Here is a 22,161-nt window from a genome sequence, read left to right as displayed (position 1 = left end):
GGAAGGAGCCTATCGCGGAATGCTCGAACGATTAAGCGAAGAAAAAGTATTTAAAGACCCTGTCCATCGTTATATTCATGTCCGATACCGTTTAATCTGGGAGCTAATTGGTACTAAGGAATTTCAGCGTTTGCGAAGGGTTCGCCAGCTCGGAACAACATACCTAACTTTTCATGGAGCAGAACATAGTCGCTTTAGTCACTCGCTCGGTGTATACGAGATTGTAAGGCGTATTAACGAGATTTTCTCCCAATATGATAGCTGGAACGAAGAGAATAGGCTATTAAGTATGTGTGCTGCGCTGTTACATGATGTAGGTCATGGACCTTTTTCACATTCATTTGAAAAAGTATTTAACCTGGACCATGAAGACTTTACTCGGATGGTTATCCTTGGGGACACTGAAATCAATCAAGTGCTTCGAAAAGTAAGCGATGATTTTCCGATGGAAGTGGCTGATGTAATCGCCAAAACACATAGCAACAAGCTTGTTGTTAGCTTAATTTCAAGTCAAATTGACGCGGATCGAATGGATTATCTTCTTCGTGATGCCTATTTTACTGGAGTGAGCTATGGACAATTTGATATTGAACGAATATTACGCGTCATGCGACCTGGTGATGATCAAATTGTGATTAAACAAAGCGGTATGCATGCAGTTGAAGACTATATTATGAGCCGTTATCAAATGTACTGGCAAATTTATTTCCACCCTGTGACACGAAGTGCAGAAGTGATTCTAAGTAAAATTCTCCATCGTGCGAAAAGACTGTTTGAAGAGGGTTATCATTTTCAACACGATCCGATTCACTTCTATTCACTATTTAAAGAAGATATTCGTCTAGAAGACTTTCTTAAGCTAGATGATTCTGTCGTTATGTTCTATTTCCAGATCTGGCAGGAGGAAAAGGATGATATCCTAAGAGACCTTTGTGAACGATTTATGAATCGAAGACTGTTTAAGTACATTGAATTTAACCCTATGCAGCAAATGAATGCATGGAGAGAGCTTTATGACTCTTTTCATGAAGCAGGTATAGATCCAGATTACTATCTTGAGGTTGATTCATCTTCTGATTTACCGTATGATTTCTATCGGCCTGGAGAAGAGGAAGAACGTCTGCCGATTCATTTGTTGAAACCAGGTGGAGATATGCGTGAGCTTTCTCGTGAATCTGATGTGGTTGAAGCGATTTCTGGTAAGAAGCGAACAGACCACAAACTGTATTTCCCTGCAGATTTTATTATTGAAGGAAATACAGATGCAACTCGTCGTATTAAGTCATTGCTTCAAATCGATTAGCTGTTCAAAAAGAAAAGTGATCCTGGAATGAAGATGACTTCCGCTACAGGCATCGCTAAATAGTGGTGTTCAAATCGTTGAGTATAATGTGGGAGTGATCTCCCGTTTCAACTGAACGTTTAAGCATCTTCTAATAGATAAGAAAGCTTTTTGGACAACCTGTAAAAAGTACATGGGAGGGGTGCAGGTTGCTAGAAGATCACGCGAAAGTGATAGCTGTGTTGAAGGAAGCCGGAGAGGTCATTGGACGTAAGAAACTACAAAAAATCATTTACATTTGTAAGAAGCTGCAGTTTCCATTTAATGAGAAGTATCAATTCCATTTCTATGGCCCGTATTCAGAAGAATTGACGCTACGAGTGGAAGAGCTTTGTAACCTTGGTCTTGTTACAGAGGTGAAGGAAAGCAAAGGTGGCTATTACCAATATAAATACACAGTAACAGATGAAGGTCATGAATTTCTCGGTCATTATGATTTCCAAATGCCGGAATTACATCAGTGTATCGATGAAATTAATCGTCAGAGTTCACGTTTTCTTGAGCTTGTTTCAACCATTCTATTTTTCGATCGTCTTTCAAAGGAAGAAGTGGTTGAGAAGGTTCATACCATTAAACGTAAACAGAATTATTCTGATGATGAAATTACTGAGGCCTATACATTTATAGAAAAGCTAGGATGCTAATGGTCACTTGTATCTAGTTTAATAGAATAAGATATTTCTACAAAGAAAAGGTGCCCTTAGGGGCACCTTTTGTTGCAGAAATTAACTTTTTATCGAAAATTTCTTCTGACTCATTTCAGAGAGTTTTGTAAGGTCGACTTTTGAAAGGATGACACCAGTAACAATGATTCCAATCATTAGGAGAAAAGAGAATACCAGTGTAGTGAGATAAGGAAATAGAAGTTCGGATATGTTGGGTAAGGTTCCTGCCATCATAAAGACTAGCGTAAAAGAAGAGATGGTATGGAAGGTTACCCCTGATATCAATGCAATTGTATGTCTCGTTTTAAGAAGGGTAGGCAGCCAGAATGTCGAAAGTAGAAAGTAGCCGACTAGGATAATAAGTAGTGAAAAGAACCCTGCTAGTCCCGTATACTGATAGCCTCCGGCTGCTAAAATAATTGAATAAACGAGGGATGCTAGTAAGCCAAGTGAAAAGCCAATTGCGGGGGAAGAATAAAGATATTTTTTCATAATCATACCACCTTTTACAAATGCTTCGAGTTCACTATGTAAATACCCGTTTGAAGATTAGTATAATCGTTTCTCTATATCAAAATTTGGAAAAACAAGTCGAGAAAATAGAACTTATTTGTCGAATCAAAAAAAGGGTTCAAAAGTCTTACATTATTGAAATGGAGTGAGGGAGATGAAGGAAGTGAAGGTAGGGTTAGTTGGATTTGGTTTTTCGGGAGCAACTTTTCATGCACCAGTGATTGAATCTGTACAAGGGTTAACCATCACAAAAGTGGTTTCTTCTAATCCGAAGAAGGTAATTGAGAAGTTTCCAAAAATGGAAGTGGTCGCTTCAATAGACGAGCTTTTAAATGATAGAGAAATAGAGTTAGTCATTATTACGACACCTAATGAATTTCATTTCTCAATGGCGAAGCAGGCTCTTGAAGCAGGGAAACATGTTGTTCTTGAGAAACCATTCACGGTAAGTGTAGAAGAGGGAGAACGATTAATTGAAATAGCTGACAAGCATGGTAGCTTGCTAAGTGTGTATCATAACAGAAGATACGATAATGATTTTCTTACGATTCAGAAGCTCATAAAAGAAGAGGAGCTTGGAACGGTCGTTTCGTATGAGGCGCATTATGATCGGTACAATGCGGAGGTGCATGATGATGGTTGGCGAGAGCAGAATAAGAAGGGATCTGGTATTCTCTTTGACCTGGGTTCTCATTTAATCGACCAGGCACTGACTCTATTTGGCGAGCCTGAGGCCGTATATGGAGATGTTTTGACTCAAAGAAAAGAAGGGAAAACGGACGATTATTTTCACCTGGTTTTGCATTACGGAAAAAGAAGAGTGATTCTCCACGCTGGCTCTCTCGTAAAAAAACACGGACCTCGCTATCAAATTCATGGAATAAAGGGCTCATTTATAAAATGGGGTATTGATCCTCAGGAAGAAGCGCTGAAAAAGGGACAATTACCAGGTGATGAGCACTGGGGAGAAGATGAGAGCGATCAGTACGGCGTGCTAACGAAAGATAATCGCGATAGAGTGATTCCAACCATACCTGGTTCTTATCAAACATACTACATAGAACTGCACCAAGCGATTTATGAACAAAGTACTGCGCCTGTAACAGCAAGAGAAGCCCTTACAGTGATCAAAGTGATCGAGCTTGCATTAAAGAGTAGTGAAGAGAAAAGATTAGTGAAATGGGATTGAAAAAAGACTGGCGCAATTTAGCCAGTCTTTCTAATGAGCAGGAGTAGCAGTAGCGAAGGATCCGATAATGGTATTGGCCCATACTACTGCTTCAAAGTAATCCTCTTGTAAGGAAGGGATGGAAACACCAACTTGAGTAAGTAATTGATCGACGGCATGCCAGTCACATCGTTCAATGGCTTTTACGAGCTGAAGAAGCTGAGCATGTGGATCGTTGTGATGTTCATTCGTTAAGATCTTGACGACATGGTCCTCAATCGGCAGCTCAGAAAGTATATCATTCATCGGACGCTGCAAGAGAGACTCTAGAAGTGAAAACATTCCAATGAAAGAAGCGTCAGTCGCATTCATTTTCACTTTTTTGGCGATACGTTCGGATAATCGAGAGCGAATGAGAGAAAGTTGAATGATCTTAGTCGATTGGTTTGTGTCCTTCGTTAACATGAGAATCAGAATCCACTTTTTCACTTCGAATAATCCAAGAAGCACAACCGCTTGCTTGATGTTACTAACCTTAACTGGAAGACCTAGAGAATTAATAAGTCTTAATAGTTTATAGGAAAGCGCAAGGTCTCTTTCAACTAGTTTTGATACTAATGTAATGTCAGGGTCGGGTTTATTAATTTCTTCAAGCATATAGACGTATTGCTGAGGAATTGGTTTCATATCTTTAGTGGCGAGGATAACGGGCTTACTGAAGAAGTATCCTTGGAAAAGCGTATAGCCAAGTCTTTTTGCTTCTTCGTAGTCTTCTTGCGTTTCGACCTTTTCTGCTAGAAACGTAATGTGTCGGTTAGCATACTGTTTTATTATTCCTTCCCGACGATGTTTCGATATTTGAAGGAAATCCACTTTCATAATATCCACTAGGTCGATTATTTGATCGTAATACCGTGGATCAATGACGTCATCGATCGCTATCACGTAGCCTAGATGCTTTAACTTTCTGCAGGCAGCAACGATTTCATCACTTAATTCAACTGACTCGAGGATTTCTACTATAATCGCTTCAGGTGAGAAAAATAATGGTACTTCTTCAAGTAATAATTGTTCGGTGAAATTAATAAAGCATCGCTTTCGATCTGATAATTTCTCTATTCCAAAGCTTAAATAGGAGTTTGAAATAACAGCAGCGGTTGCCTGTGTACCGTCGAATCCCCTATAAGCATTCATGTTGCTCGTTCGGTGCAGCAATTCATAACCATAAAGGTCTTGATTTATATTTAAAATTGGTTGACGACCAATAAAAGTGTCCATATCCATCCTCCAAAGCGAACTGTTATTTCTTAAGTATAATCAATCTGGGAAATAATACAAATGATTTTTGTTGGTTTGAAAGGTGAGAATGTTTCCTTATAAATAAAAAAGATCTGCCCTGAATGGGCAGATCTTTTAGTTAAGCATGTGGTAGGAAAGCGAGCTGGTAGAAGAATAACACAGCGAAAAGATAAAGAAGCGGATGAACCTCACGCCATTTCCCTTTTACGATCTTTAAAATGGGGTACGTAATAAACCCAAGCGCGATTCCTGTAGCAATACTTGCCGTAAGTGGCATTGTGAGAATGATCAAGAAGGCAGGAAACGCCTCATCAAATTCACTCCAATCAATTTTACCAACGGCGCCAATCATTAAGCTTCCGACGATGATAAGGGTAGGAGCTGTAATGGCGGAAAGTCCAGATAGAGAACCGACAAGTGGTCCAAAGAAAGCTGAGACGATAAAGAGTACAGAAACGACGACTGATGTTAAGCCAGTCCGCCCGCCGGCAGCAACACCAGCAGAGGATTCAAGATAAGCACTAGTGGGGCTTGTCCCAAAGATCGCTCCGACAGTTGTTCCGATCGAGTCAGCAAGAAGTGCCTGACGTGCACGCGGCATTTTCTTTCCTTTCATCAAACCTGCCTGTTCTGCAACACCGACCATTGTTCCTGTCGTATCGAAGAGTGTAACGAGTAGGAATGAGAAGACAACGGCATATAATCCGTACTCAATCATATCCTTAAAGGCCTGAAGTGGACTTCCGAAGATGAAAAGTTCGGGAGCAGATGGAGCTTGCATGAAGCCTTCCTTAAATTCAAGCTGTCCTGTAAAAATAGCAATGATAGCTGTGATGATCATTCCGAAGAAGAGTGCACCTGGAACATTTCGAGCCATTAGAATAAGTGTGATCATAAGTCCAACAAGCGCTAGAAGAACTTCAGGGGAATGAAGATTTCCTAGACCAACAAGGTTTTCTTCATCTGCGATGATAATCCCTGTCATGCGAAGTCCGATAAACGCGATGAAAAGTCCGATACCTGCTGTAATACCAAGCTTCAAATTCGTAGGAATGGCTTCGATAAGCTTTTCACGAAACGGTGTTAATGAAAGAATAATGAACAGTAGTCCGGCAATAAATACGGCACCAAAGGCAACCTGGTAGGATACGCCTGCTTGTCCACCTACTACGGAGAACGCAAAATAGGCGTTCAGCCCCATACCGGGAGCGATCGCTATTGGATAATTGGCGAAAAGTCCCATCCAGAGTGTTCCAACAACAGCTGCAATAATCGTGGCGATGAAGACGGTATCGAATGGCACGCCAGTTGAAGATAGTATAATTGGGTTAACTATTACAATATATACCATTGTCAGGAATGTCGTTAATCCTGCAAGGAATTCTGTTTTAACGTTAGTTCCATTTTCTTTTAACCGGAAAAAGGAGTTAAACATGATAATACCTCCATTAAATACGAACGTTTTTTAAACACAAATACTATAATATTCGTAATAAAGCTGTTTGGCAAGGGGTAATCCAAAATAGTTGATGATAAAAGTGTGAATGGCTGTCGGATGAATACACAAGTGTAATTGTGATAAAATGATAGCGGACAATTGTGAATGAAGGAGGTACAAAGAATGGCAAATGAAGAAGAACAAAAACCAAAAAAGAAACCTTCAACAGGTTTTAATATTTTAAGTGGGGACTCCACAGATGGACACGGCGGTTATGGAGTAGGAACGATCAACCTCGATAACGTTTCTCCAGTGATTATCGATCCGACAACGGATGAAATTTATGTTGATGTTGGCGCATTGCATGCACGTAGTGCCCTTGAGAAACGGAAGAAGCTCGTTAAGACGCGTGAAGAAGTACCTGATGGCCATACTGCTTGGATCGTATGGGTTACCCTTCAACGAAGTGAAGAAGGTCCTTTCTATTATGGCATTGGTGCCTGTGAATTCTTCTTAAATGCCGAAGCGAAGCGGGCATGGAAAAGCATGCCAGAGCATGTGAATAATATGGATAAATCCATGAAAGGTAAAGTGGTCGTGGACCATATGGATGACAAATCCAAGAAAATGCTTCGTGAGTATTTGATTGAGTTCGATAAAGACGTCTATGAGCGTTCAAGTGATGACGTGAAATTAGGACTTCAAGACTAACTTTCAGATCGTTTTCTGACTAATTGATAAAATTACTTGAGGTTTCTTAAAACTGAGCGTAAACTTATGTATACGCAACACATATAGCTAGGACCCAAAGCAGCCCGGGGAATCTTCCCCGGGCTGTTCTGGTTGTCTGGGAGAATGAAGTGAGCGCTTCCATGTTATACTCATATATGTAGAAAGGGTGAGCTAAATGTGGAATCAAATCCCTCGTGAGAAAAAGAAAGAGCTTATTGAGCGCATTCAATCATATTTCTATGATGAACGTGATGAAGAAATAGGTGAGCTCGCAGCAGAGAATTTTCTCCATTTTGTTATGGCAGAGATCGGGCCAACTCTATACAATGCCGGTATCTCAGATGCAATTGGCATGACAGAGCAGAAGTGGATGAGTATTGAGCAAGACCTTGAAGCATTAAAGAAAACAGATCCAAAATAAAGGGCTAATCAAAAGACGGATGACACATCCGTCTTTTTTAACGGACCCATTGGAAGAAACGCTCCAAAAGTCCTTTCTGTTCATTTTCTTTTCCATTAGGGACCGTTCCGGGATGATCTTCACAAAGGTGAGTTGGTTCGGTTCCTTCTATATAATAAGTTAAGCGTTTCACAGGACAGTTTTCAGTAGCGATTAAACCTGTTTGCGCATCAATTTCGATACCGACAACATTTTCAGGCTCCTCAAAATCGGTCGCTTTTTCTTCCGCCAGTGCATCCTCAATGAAATTCACCCAGATTTTCTTCGTATACGAACCATCGTTTCGATGATTTAGCTTCTCTCCTTTGTCATAACCAACCCAGACGGCCGCTGTTAACTGAGGCGTAAATCCAACCATCCAGCTATCAGTTGAAGTAGAACCTGTTTTAGCGGCAGCTGGACGTGTTAATAGATGATCGACGCCTGAGCCTGTTACGCGCGTATAATCATTTAAGGATTCATCGAAAACACCCGTCATCATGCTTGTCGTGACAAAGGCAGCATCAGGATCCAATATAAGTTCAGATGCAGATTTGTGTTCGTAGATGACCTTTCCATCTCGATCCGTGACTTTTTCAATATAATAAGGTGAGACGCCATATCCACCGTTTGCAAGCATACTATAGGCTTCCGTCATTTCCATCATGCCTACAGGCTTAGTGCCGAGAGCTAATGAGGGAATAGCAGACAGCTTACTTTTAATGCCGAATGATTTGGCTGTATTCACGAGCGTTTTTTCTTCTAGAAACATGTGTGTTTTCACAGCAACTATATTATCTGAAAGGGCAAGTGCCTGGGCGAGTGTGATTTCATCATTCGCATAAACATCCCCATAATTATGCGGTGAGTAAGTTTTGCGTTCATTATCATAGTAAAAAGTTGTAGGTTCACTGCGAATAAGCGTAGACGGCGTAAAGCCATTTTTGATTGCGGCATAATATAGCAGCGGCTTAAACGTCGATCCTGGTGTCCTTTTGGCCATCGTTGCACGGTTGAATTTACTTTCTGTATAATCGCGGCCACCAATCATCACTTTTACAGCTCCTGATGTAGGCTCCATCGCTACGAGTGCAGCTTGTATGTCGCTTTTTTTATCAATACTTGATTCTACCCATTTTTCGGCAGCTTTTTGCATTGATGCATCAAGCGTTGTATAAACGTGTAATCCTCCTTGCTCAATAACACGTTCATCAAGTGAAAGTATGGACTTTAATTGCTTCTTAACCTCCTGTGCAAAATATGGAGCAATTTCAGGCTTAGTTTCTTCTGTAAAGGTTTCGAGAGCCATCTTTTCCATTTCTGCCTGGTTTGCTTCTGATTCGGTTAGAGCATGATTAGTTACCATCGCTTGAAGTACCGTGCTTTGTCGTTCCTCTGCTCTTTCTGCATCAGCATAGGGAGAGTAATAACCTGGTCCTTTTGGAATGCCGGCGAGCATGGCAGATTCAGCAACCGAAAGATCCTCAGCTTTTTTTCCGAAGTACGTCCTTGCGGCTGATTCTATTCCGTATGATCCGTGACCATAATAAATCGTATTTAAATATCCTTCTAGTATGTCTTCCTTTGAATAATGAACCTCAAGTCGATAAGCATAGAAAGCTTCTGCGATTTTTCGTTTCCACGTCTTATCATGTTCCAAAAATAGATTACGGGCGTATTGCTGCGTAATCGTGCTTGCTCCTTGAACCTTCGCCATCGCTTTTATGTCAGCGAGAATAGCCCCGCCAATGCGTTTGAAATCAAAGCCCATATGATCATAAAAATGCCGATCTTCAATGGCAATCGTGGCATCTATGACATGAGGAGAAATGTGATCAAGGTCAACCCAGTAGCGATTCTGACCGTCTTTATTACTCTCACTAATTACATTTTCTTTATGATCATAATAAATCGTTGTTTGCGGTACTTGAAGCTTAGGAGCTCCCATGAAAACAGTTAACAAATAGAGCGATCCAACGGATAGCCCGATTATTACAATACATATCATCATTAGCCTACTTAGAAGCATTGTCCAACGCTTCCAATAATGGAATCGCTCAGATCTGAGCCATTTCAAGTGGTTCACCCCCACATCATCTTAAATCTAGTATGTGACAATCTAGAAACTCTTAAACACGTTTCTCTTCGGTAATTGTCCTTTTTATCTAACGTGGATAGGCTAGATTGGGCGAATGCATTTCTTCAGATGAACAAGGGAAAATATTTGTCCAGCTTTTGAATAGGATGAACTATAATGAATGTTACTGAGAGCAGGGAGAGAAGAGTATGGAGATGATGATGGCGATTATCCTTGGAATTGTAGAAGGGATAACGGAATTTCTGCCCGTTTCATCTACAGGTCATTTGATTTTAACGGGATATTGGCTTGGTTTTACTGGTGAACGCGCAAAAACATTTGAGATTGTGATTCAACTTGGCTCTATTTTAGCTGTGGTCGTGATGTATCGGCATCGATTTGCGGATTTATTATCACCAAATAGCGAGAGAAAAGGATTAACCCTGATTCATCTTATGCTTGGAATGATTCCAGCTGTCGTAGCAGGATTTCTTCTTCATGGCTTTATTAAAAGTTATCTTTTCTCCCCTTACACGGTTGTGATCGGACTTGTGATTGGTGGTGTGTTAATGATCGTAGCTGACTTAAAGAAGGTGACAACAATTAGCTCGAGCCTCGATGAATTAACATGGAAGCAGGCTTTTTCTATTGGAGTATTTCAATGTCTTGCTCTCTGGCCTGGATTTTCAAGGTCAGGTGCAACGATTTCAGGCGGCGTCTTGCTCGGAACAACGCATAAAACAGCTGCTGAATTTTCATTTATTCTAGCTGTACCAATGATGGTAGCTGCGAGTGGGTATGATTTATTGCAAAGTTATCAGTATTTATCTGTATCCGACATTCCTGTATTCCTAACAGGCTTTTTAGCAGCGTTTTTAGTGGCGCTTTTGGCTATTGTAACATTTATTAAATTCATTGAACGCGTCCGTCTCATCCCTTTTGCGATTTACCGATTTGTGCTCGCTTTTTTTGTTTGGATGATTTTATTTTAGTGTTAATAGAGTTGTTCACTTAAATAACTTTTTGAACCGACAGTTGAAAGTATAAAATTCTCTTGCTTTTTACACAGAGTCGACTATACTTTTCTTGTACTTTAAGAATGCTTAGATACATTTTTTTGCTACATACTAATGGTGTTTGGACCTATGTGGTTCGGGAACGGACTTAGTGTAGCAATGACATAGAGGAGTGGTTTACATGGAATTATGGTACACAGAGAAACAAACAGAACGCTTCGGCATTACGGCGAAAATTAAGCAGACGCTGCATACGGAACAAACGGACTTTCAGCGTCTTGATATGATTGAAACAGAAGAATTCGGTAACATGCTCGTACTCGACGGTATGGTTATGACAACGGAGAAGGATGAGTTTGTTTACCATGAGATGGTCGCACACGTGCCCCTTTTCACACATCCTAACCCGAAACACGTTCTTGTTGTTGGTGGCGGTGATGGAGGCGTTATTCGTGAAGTATTGAAGCATCCATCTGTTGAAAAAGCAACGCTTGTTGAAATTGATGGCAAAGTGATCGAGTATTCGAAAAAGTACTTGCCTACTATCGCAGGAGCGCTAGATGACGAGCGCGTTGAGGTTCTTGTTGATGATGGCTTTATGCATATCGCGAAAAGCGAAGGCGATTATGACGTGATCATGGTTGATTCTACTGAGCCGGTAGGACCAGCTGCAAAGCTTTTTGAACGTGGTTTCTATGAAGGTATTTCAAAAGCACTAAAAGAAGATGGTATTTTCGTTGCACAGACGGACAACCCTTGGTTTAAAGCGGACTTAATTACGCAAGTATCAAAAGATGTAAGAGAAATCTTCCCGATTACGCGCGTATACACAGCGAACATTCCAACTTATCCGAGTGGCCTGTGGACATTTACGATTGGATCTAAAAAGAATGATCCGCTTGAAGTACCTGAAAGTCGCTTCCACGAGATTGAGACTAAGTACTATACGAAAGAGCTTCACAATGCTTGTTTCGCACTTCCGAAATTCGTACAGGACCTTGTAAAATGAGCATGAAATTCGATGAAGCTTATTCAGGTAACGTGTTTATTCTAAGTAACCCATCCTTCGACGAAAGTAATGTGGTTATCTATGGTATGCCAATGGACTGGACAGTTAGCTTTCGTCCCGGATCTCGCTTTGGACCAGGTCGTATTCGTGAGGCTTCATTAGGACTTGAAGAATATAGTCCTTATGCAGATCGTCATCTTGAAGAAATTCGTTATTTCGATGCAGGGGATATTCCACTTCCATTCGGTAATCCTCAGCGAAGCATTGATATGATTGAGGAATATCTTGATTCTTTGCTTGAAGCGGGAAAATTCCCACTTGGTATGGGTGGGGAGCACCTTGTAACGTGGCCTATTCTAAAAGCTTTTCACAAAAAATACGATGATCTTGCGTTGATTCATATCGATGCACACGCGGATTTACGTGAAGAGTATGAAGGAGAGCCTCTTTCTCACTCCACACCTGTTCGAAAAATTTGTGGATTGATTGGTGCTGAGAACGTATACTCATTCGGCATTCGTTCTGGTATGCGTGAAGAGTTTCAATTCGCAAAAGAATCCGGTATGCACATGCACAAATTTGAAGTAGCAGAACCACTTAAAAAAGTCCTACCAACGCTTAAAGGACGCAATGTGTATGTAACGATTGATATCGATGTTCTTGACCCTGCTCATGCGCCTGGGACAGGCACTGCTGAAGCAGGTGGGATCACATCCAAAGAGTTGCTCGAAGCGATCTCAGCCATTGCTGGTTCTGAAATAAACGTCGTTGGTGCGGATCTTGTTGAAGTTGCACCAGCTTATGACCCATCCGAACAAACGCCGATTGCGGCTAGTAAATTTATCCGTGAAATGCTTCTCGGCTGGACTCACAAAAAATAATCCAGAGAGGCTGTATTCATTTTGAATACAGTCTTTTTTGTTTTGATGCTCTGTATGTTCGGTGCGCGACTTTTAGCTTATTCCAGTGAAACCTTAGTTTCCCACTGCAAATATGAGCTAAAAATCAACACAGAAAATGAGTTGGGGTGGACAAGGCGCTTCCGCTTCTGATGATCTAGCTCAGCGCCTACCCCCTCGAGGTCTTAAGTCGCACCTCATTGTGACAAAGAACGTCACATTGAGAGTCGCCTTAAGCTGGTCGGGGGTGGACAAGGCGCTTCCGCTTTTCTTATAATAAGAAAGTTAATGATTTAGTAAGGACGTGAAGTGATGAGTGATCATCCGATTGAAATAACCATTGATTCCCGTATCCAATCGGGAAAAGAAAAAGAATCTACAAACTATTCCGTGCAGGGTAACCTCGTTGAAAAGGGAGAGGCGCTTTATTTACGCTATGAAGAAAGCCTTGAGATTGGCAAGGTTTCAACTACTGTTAAAATAGATAAAGAGCAAGTGACCGTCATTCGAAGAGGGGCGCTATCGATGCGTCAGCAATTTGCGCCAGGACAAGTGTCAGAATCTCTATATAAAACGCCGTTCGGATCGATGCCGATGCAAATCCGGACAGAACGAATTGAGCAATTGGTGGACAAGGAGAAGCATAAAGGACGTCTAACGCTTCGCTATTTGCTTAATCTCGAGGAAGATGAAACGCAGCGACACGAACTGTCGCTAAGCTGGAAAGGAGCAAGTCAATGAACAGTGTGGAACAAAAGAAAGAACAGCTAAAAGAAGAAATCAAGCAGGCCGTATTAAAGGCTAGCCTTGCATCAGAGAGTGAAATGCCGGAAGTGATTTTAGAATCACCTAAAGACAAGGCTCACGGTGACTATGCGACGAACATGGCGATGCAGCTTGCTCGTATTGCGAAAAAAGCGCCGAGAGCTATTGCTGAGGATCTTAAAGCAAATCTTGATATGACAAAAGCAGGGATTAAGCAAATTGATATCGCTGGTCCTGGGTTTATTAACTTTTTTATGGATACTGCTTATTTAACAGAGCTCATTCCAACGATTCTGGATAAAGGAAACAACTATGGCCGATCTGCAGACAAGAATGAAAAAATCCAAGTAGAGTTCGTTTCAGCGAACCCAACCGGAAGTCTGCACCTTGGTCATGCACGAGGAGCGGCGGTAGGTGATACGCTTTGTAATGTGCTTGATCGTGCCGGTTATGATGTTTCGCGTGAATATTACATTAATGATGCTGGGAACCAGATTCATAATTTAACGGTTTCTCTTGAAGCTCGCTACATGCAAGCACTTGGAAAAGAAAAGGACATGCCTGAAGATGGCTATCAAGGTCAGGATATCGTTCAGTTCGGGAAAGATCTTGTCGAGAAGGAAGGCGACCGTCTACTTCAGCTCGATGAGAAAGAGCGCTATGCTTACTTCCGCGAGTACGGTCTTGAGCGCGAGCTTGAGAAGCTAAAGAAGGATTTGAAAGAATTTGGTGTTGAATTCGATGTCTGGTTCTCTGAGACTTCTCTTTATCAATCAAGCAAAATCGATGATGTTCTTGCGAAGCTAAATGAGCGCGGTGAAACATTTGAGCAGGACGGTGCTACGTGGTTCCGTTCGACTACTTACGGCGATGACAAAGATCGCGTCTTGATTAAAGGCGATGGTTCTTATACGTATCTAACTCCGGATATTGCTTACCACCAAGATAAACTTTCTCGTGGATTCGATAAGCTGATCAACATCTGGGGAGCTGACCACCACGGCTACATTCCAAGAATGAAAGCGGCAATCGAAGCACTTGGTTATAAGCGTGAGCAGCTAGAAGTGGAAATTATTCAGATGGTGAACCTCTTTAAAGATGGCGAAAAAATGAAGATGAGTAAGCGAACAGGTAAAGCTGTTACGCTTCGTGAATTGATGGATGAAGTCGGTATCGATGCAATGCGCTATTTCTTCTCAATGCGCAGCTCAGATTCTCACCTTGATTTTGATATGGACCTTGCCGTATCACGCTCGAATGAAAACCCTGTCTATTACGTGCAATATGCGCACGCTCGCGTATGCAGTATTCTTCGTCAAGGAGAAGAGATGGGGCTAACAGAAGATGCGGATCTATCTCTCATTACATCTGAGAAAGAAATGGACCTTCTTAAGAAGCTCGGTGAATTGCCTGAAGCGATTGCGGAAGCAGCGGATAAGCGTATGACGCATCGCATTACAAACTATTCATTTGAACTTGCTCAAGCACTACACAGCTTCTACAATGCTGAACGAGTTCTTGATCCAGAAGATCTTGCGAAAAGTGCGGCTCGTTTCAAACTTATGAAAGCCGTTCGTCAAACGATTCAAAACACGCTTGAAATCATTGGCGTAACTGCACCAGAGAAAATGTAATAAAAAAATCCTATCGCATGAGCGATAGGATTTTTCTATTTATGCGAATGATACGTTGATTAATTTTAAACTGGTTTCGTAGGTTAAAAACTCTTACACGCTCACATTTTTTATAATGAATCGGTCATTCGGTCATACTTTAAAAAAGGGGTGATGTGATGAAGACAGTTTTGATTGCAACATTAACAGGATTTTTGGTCGGGTTAATTTTTGCGTTTTTGAAGCTACCCATCCCAGCTCCACCTGCATTCGCTGGCATTGCTGGGATTGTTGGGATATACCTTGGATTTAAGGCGTATGAATGGTTATCAGGGTTCTGGTCACTATAGATTGAGCTTTTTGGTAGCTGCATCGATTGCGAAATGATTTCTTATTTCCATAATACAGAACCTCCACTAAGTCTTTTGACGCCACATATCGCTGAAAGATCGTCGACAAGCTGCAGAGCTGCGAGGTCTTTTTTCTTTGCTTCAATCATGATGTCAGCATCTTCTCCGTATTCCTTCAACATGTCTATAAACGGAATGGCGAACTCACTGTCCACATAATCTGCATGACTCCGGTAGGCGCTAGCAGATTTGGGAGAGGAAAGGTGGTATTTCGGTAGAAGTCCTTTTGGCTTCCATGTTTCATGAACGCGTTCAAAAAAGCGCTCAGGTAGTCCGTCGCCTGGATTCGCTAGATGATGATGGTAATCGAAAATAAACGGGACGCCTGTTTGCTCACATGCCTCGAGCGTTTCTTTCGCATTGTATGTTTTATCATCATTTTCAAGCGTCACATGCGAGCGAAGATGAGAAGGAATGGAATCAAAATTCTCGTAAAAACGCTTAAGGGTTTCCTCTTTATCTCCGTAAGCTCCACCAATATGTATATTAACGATGGAGCGAGAGTCTAGTCCCATCGCATCTAGCATAGCAACATGATAGTCCAAGTCACCTATCGCATTGTCCGTTACGTGTTGTTTTGGACTTGTAAAAAGAGTGAATTGGTTCGGGTGAAAGCTCACACGAAGGCGGTGCTTTTGAACAAGCTCACCGATCTCTTCAAACATGTCACGGAAAGGCGTAATGTAATCCCACTTTGCTTCAGGATGCGTCGCAAGCGGAACAATGGAAGAAGACATACGATACAAATCAATTTCATGTGCAACATTGTAGTGCAGCGCACGTAACGTGCTCTTTAAATTCGTTTCTGTAATTGTATGAAGCTTCTCTGAACGTTCTTCTTCAGAAAGCTTTGACCAGGTGGAAAAAGTCATTGTACGCGCCGGTGAAGCTTCGTGCAATGCAAGTGCGTTTGATACATATCCAAATCTGAGCTTCATAATAAGTGGTCTCCTTTCAAAAAAAGGGCTGGTCATTTCTTTCCCTGTGCAAGCGAATTGAAACAAAGGAAAGCACATCGAACTTTTTAAAGAAACGGACTGAAGAGTCTTGCTAGTGGGGCAAGCACTCGGTTTCCGATCGTTCGATCTTGAAGTCTCTTCAAGTCGAGACGTTCACATTGTAGAATGTCTTTTTGGATCGCTTCTTTGATTTCAACAATGAGAGAAGGAGTGCTGATAATGCAGTTGATTTCGCCATTAATGTGGAAACTTCGTTGATCAAAATTCGCTGTACCAATGTCACACAATGTCTCATCAATGATCATAACTTTGGCGTGGTAGAAGCCATTCATATATTGATAAACTTCTCCACCGGCACGAATCAGTTCAACGAGGTATTCATATGAAGCTTCTTTTACAAGAGGATGGTCGGCACGCATTGGCAAAATAACCTGGACTTTAATACCGCATTTCAGGGCGCGTAGCAGGCTCGTTTGAACAGTTTGTCCTGGAATGTAATAGGGGGAGCCAATGATAATAGATGTTGTAGCTTTATCAATATACGAGGCAAAAGCTTCCTCTACGCTATTACCATTCGTAATATGAAACGAGACTTTATGCTGACCTGTTTCGAGCGGCGGTATATAAACGTTATCCTTATTAAGAGGGGAATGACTCTCTTCCCAATCAAGGAAAAATTGATCTTGAAGTCCTTGCACGGCTTCGCCAGTCACGCGAAGGTGATAATCTCGCCAATATCCAAACTTAGGATCCTTCCCTACATATTCGTTTCCAACGTTAAAGCCACCAACGTAGCCAATCTCTCCATCAATAACAGTGATTTTTCGATGATTACGCTCATTTATGGAAGTGAAAAATCGTGGGAAAGAAATTTTTCTGGAATAGGAAAAAATGATGCCACAGGAGGTCATTTTTCTTATGGTGGCTTTCTTTAAGCTGTGACTACCTCCATAGTCCACGAGTAAATAGACAGAGACGCCAGAGGTTGCTTTTTGACAAAGATGCTCGATAACCATATGTCCCGTGGGGTCATCTCGAAAAATATAAAACATCATATGAATTTGATAGACTGCAGCATCAATATCATTTATTAGTGCTCTAAAAAAATCATCTCCATCATTGATGAAAGTCAGGTTTCCCGTCATTTTTTGATGTGAAGAGGAAGGGGCGAATTTTCTTTTCTTATTGCCTGTATGAAGGTCGGTTATTAACCATAATATGAGTGCGAGTAGGACTGTTAAAAAGATCTCCACGATTTTCCCCTCCTTTCAATAGTTACTGTTGACTTAGTTTGTCCTAAACTTAAAAAAAGTAAAAAAAATTCTCTGACTGAATGCTCATTCAGTTATTTATGTGTTATACTGAAGTCAGAAAATTACTTTCATTCTGACTTAAAAGCGTTTTCATAAATTGTTTGAACTGTCGGGGAGCATCTTTGTTCAAGCATCACGAAGCGGCTAAGAAGGAATGACACGAAAGGAGAGGTTTGCCAGCATGGATGTTTTATTGATCGCTAACTGGATTGCTTTCATTCTTGTAACCGCTTACGCGTTGTTTTTGTTTGGGTACGTTGTAAAGACTCGATATGAATACATTAAGCTTGGAAAGAAAGCCGAATTTGATCATTCCATGAAAGAACGACTAGAAGCAATTGTAGTCAAAGTGTTTGGGCAAAAGAAATTACTTAAAGATAAGAAGAGTGGAACCATCCATGTGATGATGTTCTACGGTTTCCTTCTCGTTCAATTCGGTGCAATCGATATGATTGTGAAAGGTCTATCACCGGGGTCGCATCTTCCTCTTGGACCGCTTTACCCAGCGTTTACGTTTTTCCAGGAGCTCGTGACGCTAATGATTTTAACAGCGGTTGTGTGGGCATTCTACCGTCGCTATATTGAGGCGATCGCTCGTTTAAAGAAAGGTTTTAAAGCGGGACTTGTACTATTGTTCATAGGACTTTTAATGATATCCGTTCTTTTTGCAGGCGGTATGGAAATTATCTGGCATGATGCTGGTTATTCATGGAGTGCGCCAGTTGCTTCGGGAATTGCTTTCTTATTCTCATGGATTAATGAAACAGCAGCAATTGCGCTATTCTTCTTTTTCTGGTGGATTCACCTGCTCGTGCTTCTTACGTTCATGGTGTATGTACCGCAATCCAAGCACGCTCACTTAATTGCAGGACCAGTCAACGTTTTCTTGGGTCGTACAAACAAAGTAGGACAGCTTGCATCTATTAACTTTGAAGATGAAAGTCAAGAAACTTACGGCGTGAATACGATTGAAGATTTCAATCAAAAGCAGCTTGTTGATTTGTATGCCTGTGTGGAATGTGGACGCTGTACGAATATGTGTCCGGCAACGGCAACAGGAAAAATCCTTTCTCCGATGGATTTGATCGTTAAGCTTCGTGATCACCTGACAGAAAAAGGCGCAGCCGTTACATCAAGAACACCGTGGGTTCCTGCATATGCATTTTCTAACACAGCAGGAAATCAAATTGCTTATCAATCACGTGCTCAGCAGGAAACAGCTGCAGCAGCTGAAGGGCTTGTGAGCGATGGATTAATTGGTAACGTGATTACAGAAGAAGAAATTTGGGCTTGTACAACGTGCCGTAACTGTGAAGATCAATGTCCAGTTGAGAACGAGCACGTTGATAAAATCATCGATATGCGTCGTCACCTTGTCTTAATGGAAGGGAAGATGGATAGCGATGTACAGCGTGCGATTACGAACATCGAACGTCAGGGCAACCCGTGGGGGATTAGCCGTAAAGAGCGTGAGAACTGGCGCGATATGCGTGATGATATCGTTGTTCCAACAGTAAAAGAAAAAGAAAAAGCAGGCGAAGAATTCGAATATCTCTTCTGGGTTGGCTCGATGGGCTCTTACGATAATCGTAGCCAGAAGATTGCCGCTTCCTTTGCGAAGATCATGAATGAAGCTGGCATTTCGTTCGCTATTCTTGGTAACAAAGAAAAGAACTCTGGCGATACACCACGACGTGTAGGAAACGAGTTCTTGTTCCAGGATCTTGCACAGAAAAATATTGAAACGTTCCAAAAGCATAATATTTCAAAAATCGTTACAATCGACCCTCATGCTTATAACTCACTTAAAAATGAGTATCCTGAGTTTGGACTTGAAGCAGAGGTTTATCACCATACCGAATTATTGTATGACTGGATCAAAGAAGGAAAACTGAAGCCGAAACACGAAGTAAACGAGAGAATCACGTATCATGATTCCTGTTACCTCGGACGTTACAACGAAGTATACGATCCGCCACGTGAAATTCTTCGCAGTATTCCTGGCGTTGAAGTGATCGAGATGGACCGCAACCGCGAAAATGGTATGTGCTGTGGCGCAGGGGGCGGTTTGATGTGGACGGAAGAAGATACAGGGTCTCGCATTAACGTAACGAGAACGGAACAGGCACTTAGCGTGAAGCCATCCGTTATCGGAAGTGCGTGTCCTTACTGCTTAACAATGATGAGTGATGGTACGAAAGCGAAGGAAGTAGAAGAAGAAGTAGCAACACTTGATATTGTAGAGATTTTAGAACGCTCCATTGTCCAAAAAGAAGCTGTTCTCCAATAGACTGTTTGGCAAAGGGTTAGCTTATGCTGGTTTTTACGACCGGCATGAGCTCTTTCCTTTGTTACTTTGTCGGCAAGGTGAGCGAGCGTTCAGTCGCATTTTAAGAAAATATGGTAGCGTTTTCAAAAATGAGAGGAGAGATTTTTGTGGGCAAAACGGTCATTGTTAGCGGTGTGAGAACGCCGTTTGGAAAATTTGGTGGGGCTCTTAAATCAATCGAAGCATCTAAGCTTGGTGGAACAGCGATTAAAGAAGCTTTGGTTCGCGCTGGAATTGATCCTGCGGATGTAGGAGAAGTGATTATGGGGTCTGTCCTTCAAGGTGGTCAAGGTCAAATTCCATCTCGTCAGGCAGCAAGACACGCTGGTATTCCTTGGGAAGTAAAGACGGAAACGATTAACAAAGTATGCGCTTCAGGTCTTCGTAGTGTGACGCTAGCTGATCAAATCATTCGCTCTGGTGATGAAGAAGTCATTGTTGCCGGCGGAATGGAATCGATGAGCAATGCTCCATATATCATGAAGGATGCGCGTTGGGGCATGCGAATGGGCGACAAACAAGTGGTTGATCTCATGGTGCATGATGGCTTAACTTGCTCGTTTGATGGTTGTCACATGGGCGTTTATGGAAACACGACAGCGGAAGAGTATGAGATATCTAGAGAAGAGCAGGATCGCTGGGCGACAAGAAGTCAGGAGCGTGCTGTGAAAGCGATGGAAGCGGGGATTTTTGCAGAAGAAATTATCCCTGTTAACGTGCCACAGCGAAAAGGAGATCCTCTCGTCGTTGAACATGATGAAGCACCTAGAAAAGGCACAACAGAGGAGCAGTTAGGAAAGTTAAAGCCAGTCTTCGGTGCCGACGGAACGATTACAGCTGGGAATGCACCAGGTGTAAATGATGGAGCTGGGGCGCTTGTCCTTATGTCTGAAGAACGTGCTTCAAAAGAAGGCAAAGAAGTCATAGCTACAATTCTTTCTCATACAGCAATTGCTGTTGAAGCAAAGGATTTTCCTAAGACGCCGGGTCTCGTGATCAATGAGCTATTGAAGAAAACAGGAAAATCAATTGAAGAAATTGATCTATTTGAAATCAATGAAGCGTTCGCAGCTGTAGCGCTAACGAGCGGAAAAATTGCCTCACTCGATGAAGAAAAGGTCAATGTGCACGGTGGTGCAGTGGCGCTTGGGCATCCAATTGGAGCAAGCGGTGCACGCATTTTAATAACACTTATTCATGAATTGAAGCGACGCGGCGGTGGCATCGGAATAGCAGCGATCTGCAGCGGTGGTGGTCAAGGCGACGCTATTATGGTTCAGGTATAGAAGGGAGCATGATGATGGAAATCAAAACAATTATGGTGATTGGTGCAGGACAAATGGGAGCTGGAATTGCACAGGTGTGTGCAGCTTCTGGTTATACCGTGTATTTAAATGATTTGAAGCAGGAGTTTCTTGATAAAGGACTTGAAAGAATTGAGAAAAACCTCTCGAAACAAGTTTCCAAAGAGCGGATTATGCAGGAAGATCTAAGCGGAACGATGGAACGTTTGAGAGCGACGACAGATCTGCAGGATGCAAAGCATGTAGATATCGTCATTGAAGCAGCTGTTGAGAACATGGAAGTGAAGTGTAACCTTTTCGCACGGCTGGATGAAATTGTGCAAGATCATACGCTTCTTGCAACGAATACATCCTCTCTTCCAATTACGGAAATTGCAGCATCAACAAAGCGCCCTGAGAAAGTGATTGGTATGCACTTTATGAACCCGGTGCCTGTCATGAAGCTTGTTGAAATTATTCGCGGTCTAGCAACAACAGACGAAAGCTACCAGGCCGTTGAAAAGCTAGCTGTGGATCTCGGTAAGACAGCGGTTGAAGTAAACGACTTCCCAGGATTTGTTTCCAACCGAATTTTGATGCCAATGATCAACGAAGCGATCTACACTGTATATGAAGGTGTGGCATCCCCTGAGGATATCGATAGCGTGATGAAGCTCGGCATGAATCATCCAATGGGACCATTAACTCTCGCAGATTTTATCGGTCTTGATACGTGTCTTTATATTATGGAAACACTTCAAGAAGGATTCGGCGATGATAAATACCGCCCATGTCCGCTATTACGTAAATATGTAAAAGCTGGCTGGCTCGGACGTAAGACAGGAAGAGGCTTCTACCAATACCAGGATTAACACCACGAGGAGGAACGAGC

20 protein-coding genes are annotated in these 22,161 nt (G+C 42.0%); 14 read left to right on the top strand and 6 right to left on the bottom strand.

Annotation, left to right across the window (positions count from 1 at the left end; translation table 11 throughout):
* Positions 1–19: 19 nt before the first annotated feature.
* On the top strand, positions 20–1,303 hold the full coding sequence (locus tag ABVF21_RS07080; RefSeq protein ID WP_371017849.1) for an HD domain-containing protein: 1,284 nt from the start codon (positions 20–22) through the stop codon (positions 1,301–1,303).
* Between the two features lie 188 nt (positions 1,304–1,491).
* Complete coding sequence (locus ABVF21_RS07075; RefSeq protein WP_303532483.1) at positions 1,492–1,986, top strand: YwgA family protein; 495 nt, start codon at positions 1,492–1,494, stop codon at positions 1,984–1,986.
* Between the two features lie 81 nt (positions 1,987–2,067).
* Here the strand turns inward: ABVF21_RS07075 and ABVF21_RS07070 are convergent, their stop codons facing one another.
* On the bottom strand, positions 2,068–2,499 hold the full coding sequence (locus ABVF21_RS07070) for a hypothetical protein (RefSeq protein WP_371017848.1): 432 nt from the start codon (positions 2,497–2,499) through the stop codon (positions 2,068–2,070).
* A gap of 175 nt (positions 2,500–2,674) precedes the next feature.
* Between ABVF21_RS07070 and ABVF21_RS07065 the strand changes: the two genes are divergently transcribed.
* Entirely contained in the window at positions 2,675–3,709 is a 1,035-nt protein-coding gene (locus ABVF21_RS07065; protein ID WP_371017847.1) for an oxidoreductase, read from the top strand.
* A gap of 30 nt (positions 3,710–3,739) precedes the next feature.
* Here the strand turns inward: ABVF21_RS07065 and ABVF21_RS07060 are convergent, their stop codons facing one another.
* Complete coding sequence (locus ABVF21_RS07060; RefSeq protein ID WP_371017846.1) at positions 3,740–4,966, bottom strand: EAL and HDOD domain-containing protein; 1,227 nt, start codon at positions 4,964–4,966, stop codon at positions 3,740–3,742.
* A gap of 139 nt (positions 4,967–5,105) precedes the next feature.
* Positions 5,106–6,422, bottom strand: a complete 1,317-nt coding sequence (locus ABVF21_RS07055; protein WP_303532473.1) for an NCS2 family permease — start codon at positions 6,420–6,422, stop codon at positions 5,106–5,108.
* A 186-nt stretch (positions 6,423–6,608) separates the two neighbouring features.
* On the opposite strand from ABVF21_RS07055, the gene ABVF21_RS07050 reads away from it, so the two are divergent.
* Together ABVF21_RS07050 and ABVF21_RS07045 are read left to right on the top strand one after the other, a co-directional pair.
* Complete coding sequence (locus ABVF21_RS07050; protein WP_303532471.1) at positions 6,609–7,136, top strand: YwhD family protein; 528 nt, start codon at positions 6,609–6,611, stop codon at positions 7,134–7,136.
* A 196-nt stretch (positions 7,137–7,332) separates the two neighbouring features.
* Positions 7,333–7,578: a DUF2164 domain-containing protein gene (locus ABVF21_RS07045; protein WP_303532469.1), complete on the top strand. Its 246-nt coding sequence runs from the start codon at positions 7,333–7,335 to the stop codon at positions 7,576–7,578.
* 37 nt (positions 7,579–7,615) lie between these two features.
* On the opposite strand, the gene ABVF21_RS07040 is transcribed toward ABVF21_RS07045, so the two are convergent.
* Positions 7,616–9,673, bottom strand: coding sequence for a transglycosylase domain-containing protein (locus tag ABVF21_RS07040; protein WP_371017845.1), 2,058 nt, complete (start codon positions 9,671–9,673; stop codon positions 7,616–7,618).
* Between the two features lie 209 nt (positions 9,674–9,882).
* Here ABVF21_RS07040 and bacA point away from each other — a divergent pair, with 209 nt between their 5' ends.
* The 6 genes from bacA (at position 9,883) to ABVF21_RS07010 (ending at position 15,325) form a co-directional block, all read left to right on the top strand.
* Positions 9,883–10,665, top strand: a complete 783-nt coding sequence (gene bacA, locus ABVF21_RS07035) for an undecaprenyl-diphosphate phosphatase (RefSeq protein WP_371017844.1) — start codon at positions 9,883–9,885, stop codon at positions 10,663–10,665.
* Positions 10,666–10,870: 205 nt separating this feature from the next.
* Positions 10,871–11,698, top strand: coding sequence for a polyamine aminopropyltransferase (gene speE / locus ABVF21_RS07030; RefSeq protein WP_371017843.1), 828 nt, complete (start codon positions 10,871–10,873; stop codon positions 11,696–11,698).
* Positions 11,699–11,700: 2 nt separating this feature from the next.
* On the top strand, positions 11,701–12,579 hold the full coding sequence (gene speB / locus ABVF21_RS07025; RefSeq protein ID WP_303532832.1) for an agmatinase: 879 nt from the start codon (positions 11,701–11,703) through the stop codon (positions 12,577–12,579).
* A 330-nt stretch (positions 12,580–12,909) separates the two neighbouring features.
* Positions 12,910–13,338, top strand: coding sequence for a DUF1934 domain-containing protein (locus ABVF21_RS07020; RefSeq protein WP_194218347.1), 429 nt, complete (start codon positions 12,910–12,912; stop codon positions 13,336–13,338).
* On the top strand, positions 13,335–14,996 hold the full coding sequence (gene argS, locus ABVF21_RS07015; RefSeq protein ID WP_283153326.1) for an arginine--tRNA ligase: 1,662 nt from the start codon (positions 13,335–13,337) through the stop codon (positions 14,994–14,996). Before ABVF21_RS07020 ends, argS begins: the two co-directional genes overlap by 4 nt.
* A gap of 158 nt (positions 14,997–15,154) precedes the next feature.
* Positions 15,155–15,325 carry a XapX domain-containing protein gene (locus ABVF21_RS07010; protein WP_194218349.1) on the top strand — a complete coding sequence of 57 codons (171 nt, stop codon included), beginning with the start codon at positions 15,155–15,157 and terminating at the stop codon, positions 15,323–15,325.
* A 41-nt stretch (positions 15,326–15,366) separates the two neighbouring features.
* Here ABVF21_RS07010 and uvsE read toward each other — a convergent pair whose 3' ends face one another.
* Entirely contained in the window at positions 15,367–16,323 is a 957-nt protein-coding gene (gene uvsE, locus ABVF21_RS07005) for a UV DNA damage repair endonuclease UvsE (RefSeq protein WP_371017842.1), read from the bottom strand.
* Between the two features lie 86 nt (positions 16,324–16,409).
* Positions 16,410–17,597 carry a cardiolipin synthase gene (gene cls / locus ABVF21_RS07000; RefSeq protein WP_303532451.1) on the bottom strand — a complete coding sequence of 396 codons (1,188 nt, stop codon included), beginning with the start codon at positions 17,595–17,597 and terminating at the stop codon, positions 16,410–16,412.
* A 241-nt stretch (positions 17,598–17,838) separates the two neighbouring features.
* Here cls and ABVF21_RS06995 point away from each other — a divergent pair, with 241 nt between their 5' ends.
* The 3 genes from ABVF21_RS06995 (at position 17,839) to ABVF21_RS06985 (ending at position 22,141) form a co-directional block, all read left to right on the top strand.
* Positions 17,839–19,947 carry a heterodisulfide reductase-related iron-sulfur binding cluster gene (locus ABVF21_RS06995; RefSeq protein ID WP_303532449.1) on the top strand — a complete coding sequence of 703 codons (2,109 nt, stop codon included), beginning with the start codon at positions 17,839–17,841 and terminating at the stop codon, positions 19,945–19,947.
* Between the two features lie 146 nt (positions 19,948–20,093).
* Positions 20,094–21,272, top strand: a complete 1,179-nt coding sequence (locus ABVF21_RS06990) for an acetyl-CoA C-acetyltransferase (RefSeq protein WP_303532447.1) — start codon at positions 20,094–20,096, stop codon at positions 21,270–21,272.
* A gap of 14 nt (positions 21,273–21,286) precedes the next feature.
* Positions 21,287–22,141, top strand: coding sequence for a 3-hydroxybutyryl-CoA dehydrogenase (locus ABVF21_RS06985; protein WP_303532444.1), 855 nt, complete (start codon positions 21,287–21,289; stop codon positions 22,139–22,141).
* The last annotated feature ends 20 nt before the right edge of the window (positions 22,142–22,161 follow it).

This window comes from Pseudalkalibacillus sp. JSM 102089 (assembly GCF_041366475.1).
Taxonomy (GTDB): domain Bacteria; phylum Bacillota; class Bacilli; order Bacillales; family Guptibacillaceae; genus Guptibacillus; species Guptibacillus hwajinpoensis_B.
The sequence above is the reverse complement of the archived record's forward strand: the minus strand, read 5'-3'. Positions and strand labels throughout refer to the sequence as shown.